The organism is Mesorhizobium sp. M7A.F.Ca.MR.362.00.0.0 (assembly GCF_004023175.1).
Taxonomy (GTDB): Bacteria; Pseudomonadota; Alphaproteobacteria; order Rhizobiales; family Rhizobiaceae; genus Mesorhizobium.
Map to the genome: position 1 here is coordinate 1 of NZ_RZTF01000389.1, position 6,028 is coordinate 6,028.

Sequence of the window (6,028 nt, forward strand, 5' to 3'; positions counted from 1 at the left end):
GTCTCGGGCTTTGCCCGAGCCACCTCTCCCCCGCTTTGCGGGGGCGAGGAACCCATGCCCGAGTGAGGTTTGAGTTGCTGTTCAAACAATCCTTGCTGGACAAGATCGCGCGCAATGAAGTGACGCTCGCGTTTCGCCGCTGGAAGCGGCCGACCGTCAAGGCCGGCGGGCGGGTCAGAACGGCGTCAGGTGCGGTTAGGATCGGGGACATCTCGATCGCGAGCGGCTCCGAATTGACGGAGAAAGACGCGACCGCAGCCGGCTTTCCGTCCCGAGGAGCCCTTCAGGAGATGCTTGGCCCCGATGACGGTACCCCGGTCTATCGCATCGAGCTCAAAGGCATCGAGCCCGACGAACGCGTTGCCCTGCGCGGCGACGCCTTGCTTTCCGATGAGGACTGGCATGCCTTGACCCAGCGTTTTGCGCGCTGGGACAAAACGGCACCCGGCTACTTCCCGTCGATCCTGCAGGCGATCGGCGCCCATCCGGAAGTGCCGGCTGCTGTCCTGGCCGACAAGGCCGGTGTCGAAAAGCTGAAGTTCAAGCAGGATGTCCGCAAGCTTGGGGAACTCGGACTCACCGAGAGTCTCCAGATCGGTTATCGGCTGTCGCCACGGGGCGAAGCCGTGCTCGAAAGGCTTCGGGAGCACAGGCTTTGACTACTTTCACCCCAACCACGTCAGACGAAGTTCTCTCCACCGTCGCCTGGGCAGCGGCGGAAGGCTCGCCGCTCGAAATCCTCGGCCACGGTTCCAAGCGCGGCATCGGCCGGCCGCTGCAAACCGAACACACGCTCGACCTGTCGAAACTCTCTGGCGTCACGCTCTATGAACCGGCTGAACTGGTGCTGTCGGCCAAGGCAGGCACGCCGCTGGCCGAGATCGAAAAGCTGCTGGCGGAAAATGGCCAGCAGCTTTCCTTCGAGCCGATGGATTACGCCCCGCTGCTCGGCGGCGAGCCTGGCAAAGGCACAATCGGCGGCGTGCTCGCCGCGAACCTCTCCGGTCCGCGCCGGCTGAAGGCGGGCGCGGCGCGCGATCATGTCCTGGGCATCAATGTGGTGTCCGGTCGCGGCGAGGCCTTCAAGTCGGGTGGCCGCGTGGTCAAGAACGTCACCGGCTATGACATGTCGAAGCTGATGGCCAACAGCTGGGGTACGCTGGCCGTATTCACCGACGTCACCTTCAAGGTGCTGCCGGCTCCTGAGACCGAAGTCACGCTCGCCATTCGTGGCCTGCTCGACGATGCGGCTGCCGCCGCGATGGCCTTGGCGCTCGGCTCGAGTGCTGAAGTGTCGAGTGCCGCCCATCTGCCGGAGCGGATCGCCGCGCGCGTCACCAGTGGCAGTCTCGGCAACGATGCCGCGACGCTGCTGCGTGTCGAAGGTTTTGGCCCGTCGGTCGCCTACCGCATCGCCGCGCTGAAAACGCTGCTCGCCAATGCCGGGCCGCTGGAGGAGATTGCCGGCGACGCTTCACGGTTGATCTGGCGCGATGTGCGCGATTGCAGGCCCTTCGCCGACGACAGCGAGAAACCGGTCTGGCGTGTCTCGATGACGCCGGGACAGTGCCACCAGATGGTCCTGACGCTGCGCATGCAGGCCGCCGTCAGCGCCTTCTATGACTGGCAGGGCGGGCTGGTGTGGCTGCGCATGGAACAAGGCGATCCGGAAGCCGCCCTGCTGCGCGGGCTGTTGAGGAAACATGGCGGCGGCCATGCGACGCTGGTGCGTGCCGCACCTTCGCATCGCGCCGCTCTGCCGGTGTTCGAGCCGCAGCCGCCCGCACTTGCCGCACTCAGCCAGCGCCTGAAGCAGGAATTCGACCCCAAAAACATCCTCAATCCCGGCCGAATGGCTTAGGATCCAACGCGATGCAGACCAATTTTTCGCTTGCCCAGCTTGCCGATCCGCATGTCGCGGAATCGGAAAAGATCCTGCGCAAATGCGTGCATTGCGGCTTCTGCACCGCGACGTGCCCGACCTATGTGACGCTCGGCAACGAGCTCGATTCACCGCGCGGGCGCATCTACCTGATCAAGGACATGCTGGAAAACGGCCGTCCCGCCGACAAGGAGATCGTCACCCATATCGATCGGTGCCTGTCGTGCCTCGCCTGCATGACCACCTGCCCGTCGGGCGTCAACTACATGCATCTGGTCGACCATGCCCGCGCCCATATCCAGGAGACCTACAAGCGGCCGCTGCTCGACCGCCTGACCCGCGCCATGCTGGCCTTCGTGCTACCCTATCCCCAGCGTTTTCGCGCCGCGCTCAAGCTGGCGAAGCTGGGCAAGCCGTTCATGGGCTTGTTCGACAAGGTTCCGGCGCTGAAGCCGCTCAGTGCGATGCTCAAGCTCGCGCCGGCATCGATCCCGGCAGCTTCGCCGATGGGCTCGCCAGGCATCCATGCCGGGCAGGGGAGCAAAAGAGGCCGCGTCGCCATCCTCACCGGCTGCGCGCAATCGGTGCTCGATCCCGCCATCAACGACACCACGATTTCGCTGCTGACTCGGCTCGGCGTCGAGGTCGTGGTGCCGCCGGGCGAAGGCTGTTGTGGTGCGCTGGTTCATCATATGGGGCGGGAGCAGGCCGCACTTGCCTCGGCGAGGCAGAATGTCGACGCCTGGACGCGCGCCCTCGACCAGGGCGGGCTCGATGCCATCGTCATCACTGCCTCCGGATGCGGCACGACGATCAAGGATTACGGCTTCATGCTGCGTCTCGAGCCGGCCTATGCCGACAAGGCCGCGCGCGTTTCGGCGCTGGCCAAGGACATCACCGAATATCTCTCGACCCTCGATCTGCCCGAGCCGGTTCGCAAGCCGGGCACGGTTGTCGCCTATCACTCGGCCTGCTCGATGCAGCACGGCCAGAAGATCACCCGCCAGCCGAAGGAACTGCTGGCCAAGGCCGGCTTCATCGTGCGAGAGCCGCGTGAAGGACATCTCTGCTGCGGTTCGGCCGGCACCTACAACATCCTGCAGTCCGAGATCTCGGCCAAACTGCGCGACCGCAAGGTGAAAAATATCGAGGCGACGGGGGCTTCGATCGTCGCCACCGGCAACATCGGCTGCATCACCCAGATCGCCTCCGCCGCGAAGCTGCCGGTGGTGCACACGATAAAACTGCTCGACTGGGCCTATGGTGGCGAGCCGCCCAAAATGAGTTGACGGCGAAGCATCCGCTAAGGACGATGCGGTAATGCCCAACTCACAACAGCAAGATATCGAAACCGTGGTTCGCCTTCTGTCGGAGGAGTCGCGTTCGACATTTCAGGCTCGCTATGCCGATTGCGAAGCCATTATCGCCCGATATTTGAAAGACGGATCGGCGTTCTTGATTCAGCTCATCGAGGCGGCCGTCGAAGCCGGCGTCCACCGTATCACTCTGATCGACGACGCGGTCTCGTTCCTTGACGATGCGGATCTGGCTCGCCTTGCAACCTTCCTGCAAGATGCGGCGGAAGGCGGCGCTGACGTTGAAGACCTGTTGGCTCGCGCCGCCTTGCAGGCGCCCGAGTTGTTCCCGGACGAAGGGTTGGCAGACATTCCAGATTTTGAGGATTGGCAAACCCACGCCGATCCTCGTTTGTGTCACCATCTCGTCTTTGAAGGCGGCACGCCAGACGACTCGCCGTTCCCGACGCACCGCAATCATCCCACCTGGCATCTGCCGACGGCAGGACAGCCGTTCACGATCGGCGGTGAGGGAAGGGGCCTGTGTCCGGCTTGCGGCAGGCGGCTGGTCCATCTCGTCACCCTGGACGAGTTCGGCGCCGGGATAATGCCGCCCTTTCCCCGGCTGCGCATCGAGACCTGCGACGGCTCGCTGGAACCGGCCTATTATTCGCACGATGCTGCGGGCATGCCGACGCCGATCGCGCCGTTTCATTCCGATTATGGCTCCGCAATCGAGCCGGCTTCGAAGGAGAGCACCGTCCGCCTGGCGCCTACGCCGCCACGCTGGCTCAGGCAGTCGTGGGGGATCAGCAATTCGCGGCAAAATCTCTTCCGGCTTGGCGGGCTGCCGTCATGGGTTCAAGGGCCGCAATTTCCGTTGGTTCCCGGAACAGATCGGGAAATGAAATTTCTTCTGCAATTCGATTCACTGGCAGGCTTCTTTTGGGGCAGCGGCGGCATGCTTTATGTCTTCTGGGACGAAGAATCCCGGATCACATGCCACGTGCCGCAATACACGTGACGAAAGCAGCTACTCCGCCGCGAGCCTGTCGGCCGTACCGTAGGTCGCCTCATAAAGCGCACGCTGGCGGCTGAGCGCGACCATGGTGTTGCGCAGCAGGATGGCGACCGTGATCGGGCCGACACCGCCCGGCACCGGTGTGATCCAGGAGGCGACCTCGCGCACGCTTTCGGTGTCGACGTCGCCGACGATGCGGCTGGAGCCGTCGGGGCCGATTTCGGAATTGATGCCGATGTCGATGACGGCAGCACCCGGCTTGACCATGTCGGCCTTGATCAGCCGCGGCTTGCCGACGGCGACGAACAGCGCATCGGCGCGCCTTGCATGGGCGGCGACCGACCGCGTCATGTGGTGGCACACGGTCACCGTCGCGCCTTCGCTCATCAACAGGAAGGCGATCGGCTTGCCGACGATTTCCGAATGGCCGACGATGACGACTTCCAGTCCCTTGAGGTCGAGGCCGGTTTCCTTGAGCAGTTCGACCGAGGCGGCCGCCGTGCAAGGCGCGAGATCGAGCTGGTTGTAGACGATGTTGCCGATCGAGGCCGGATGCATGCCTTCGACATCCTTCAGCGGATGCACCGCCGCCTGCAATGTCCTGATCGGGATATGCACCGGGACCGGCCGCTGGATGATGATGCCGGTAACGCGCGGATCGGCATTCAGGCCGTGAATGGCCGCTTCCAACTCGCCTGCCGTGATGGTGGCGGGAAAGCGCCGCTCCTCGAAATCGATGCCGGCGAGCTCAGCCTTGGCGCGCTGGTTGCGCACATAAACATCCACCGCATCGGTGTCTCCGACGGTGATCGAGACCAGCTTGGGGGGAAAACCCTCGGCTTTGGCGATCGCTGCGTCCTCGGCAACGGCGGCGATGATGCGCTGGGCGACCGGGCCGCCCTTGAGATAACGGCTGTCTTCGGACAGGGGCATGGGTGAACTCTTTTGTGGAACTAGCCACCGAGATAGCAAAAGAACGCGGTAAAGGGCAGCATGAAAGCGAACCGCTATGCCCGTTGCGCGACGCGTCGGTGACCTTTGCCCTCGATTTCTGCTCAAAAACGGAAAGGGCAGCGCGGTTTCCCGTGCTGCCCTTCCTGACCGGCCGCATCCCCATACGGCCCGTCCCCCGTTGTCCCTAAACCGGCCCGAAAAGCGGACTGCTTTGCTGGCCAGGTGATTCGCAAGGATTATTATATCACCTCGACCGTGGTTCCGACATTGACCCGCTCATAAAGGTCGACGACGTCCTCGTTGCGCATGCGGATGCAGCCTGACGACACCGCGCCGCCGATCGTCCACGGCTGATTGGTGCCGTGGATGCGGTATTCGGTCGTGCCGAGGTAGAGCGCGCGGGCGCCAAGCGGGTTCTCCGCGCCGCCGGCAAGATAGGTCGGCAAATAGCGGCCCTTGGCGGCTTCGCGCTTGATCATCTGCGCCGGCGGGCGCCAGTCCGGCCACTCGCGCTTGTTGGTGATCTTGTGCGTACCCGACCATTCGAAGCCCGGCTTGCCGGTGCCGACGCCATAGCGCCTTGCCTTGCCGTTCTTCTCGACGAGGTAGAGGAAGTTCTGGGTGGTGTCGATGACGATCGTGCCCGGCTTCTGGCCTCCGTCATAGTCAACTTCCTGCGGCAGGTAGATCGGATTGATCTGAGGACGCGCGAGCATGCGCTTGGCCGGCGGCTGCACCGCCGCCGTCTGCACCCGGTCGGGCTGCGCCAGTCGCAGGCGCCGCTGTTGCTGCACCACCTGGCGGTTCTGGCGCACGATGCCGGGTGCCTGGCCAAGCTGCAGCACCCAGGGTGCGGAAAGGTCGGGGCTCACCATT

The 6,028-nt window shown here is 64.0% G+C and carries 6 protein-coding genes; 4 read left to right on the forward strand and 2 right to left on the reverse strand.

Going from position 1 to position 6,028, the window contains the following annotated elements:
* The 4 genes from EOC06_RS30875 to EOC06_RS30890 form a co-directional block, all read left to right on the forward strand.
* The coding region (locus tag EOC06_RS30875) for a hypothetical protein (protein ID WP_306462369.1) at positions 1–659 on the forward strand (659 nt) is incomplete at its 5' end.
* On the forward strand, positions 656–1,861 hold the full coding sequence (gene glcE / locus EOC06_RS30880) for a glycolate oxidase subunit GlcE (RefSeq protein WP_128309570.1): 1,206 nt from the start codon (positions 656–658) through the stop codon (positions 1,859–1,861). The genes EOC06_RS30875 and glcE, both read left to right, overlap by 4 nt.
* 11 nt (positions 1,862–1,872) lie before the next feature.
* Complete coding sequence (gene glcF / locus EOC06_RS30885) at positions 1,873–3,171, forward strand: glycolate oxidase subunit GlcF (RefSeq protein ID WP_128309571.1); 1,299 nt, start codon at positions 1,873–1,875, stop codon at positions 3,169–3,171.
* Positions 3,172–3,202: 31 nt separating this feature from the next.
* The gene (locus EOC06_RS30890) at positions 3,203–4,201 is read left to right on the forward strand and encodes a hypothetical protein (protein ID WP_128309572.1); all 999 of its coding nucleotides are present in this window, start codon (positions 3,203–3,205) and stop codon (positions 4,199–4,201) included.
* Between the two features lie 9 nt (positions 4,202–4,210).
* On the opposite strand, the gene EOC06_RS30895 is transcribed toward EOC06_RS30890, so the two are convergent.
* Together EOC06_RS30895 and EOC06_RS30900 are read right to left on the reverse strand one after the other, a co-directional pair.
* Positions 4,211–5,131 (reverse strand): bifunctional 5,10-methylenetetrahydrofolate dehydrogenase/5,10-methenyltetrahydrofolate cyclohydrolase, encoded by a 921-nt coding sequence (locus EOC06_RS30895; RefSeq protein ID WP_127268830.1) that lies wholly within the window; start codon positions 5,129–5,131, stop codon positions 4,211–4,213.
* A 260-nt stretch (positions 5,132–5,391) separates the two neighbouring features.
* Positions 5,392–6,028, reverse strand: a 637-nt coding sequence (locus tag EOC06_RS30900) for a L,D-transpeptidase (protein ID WP_164898821.1), incomplete at its 5' end; no start/stop codon positions are given.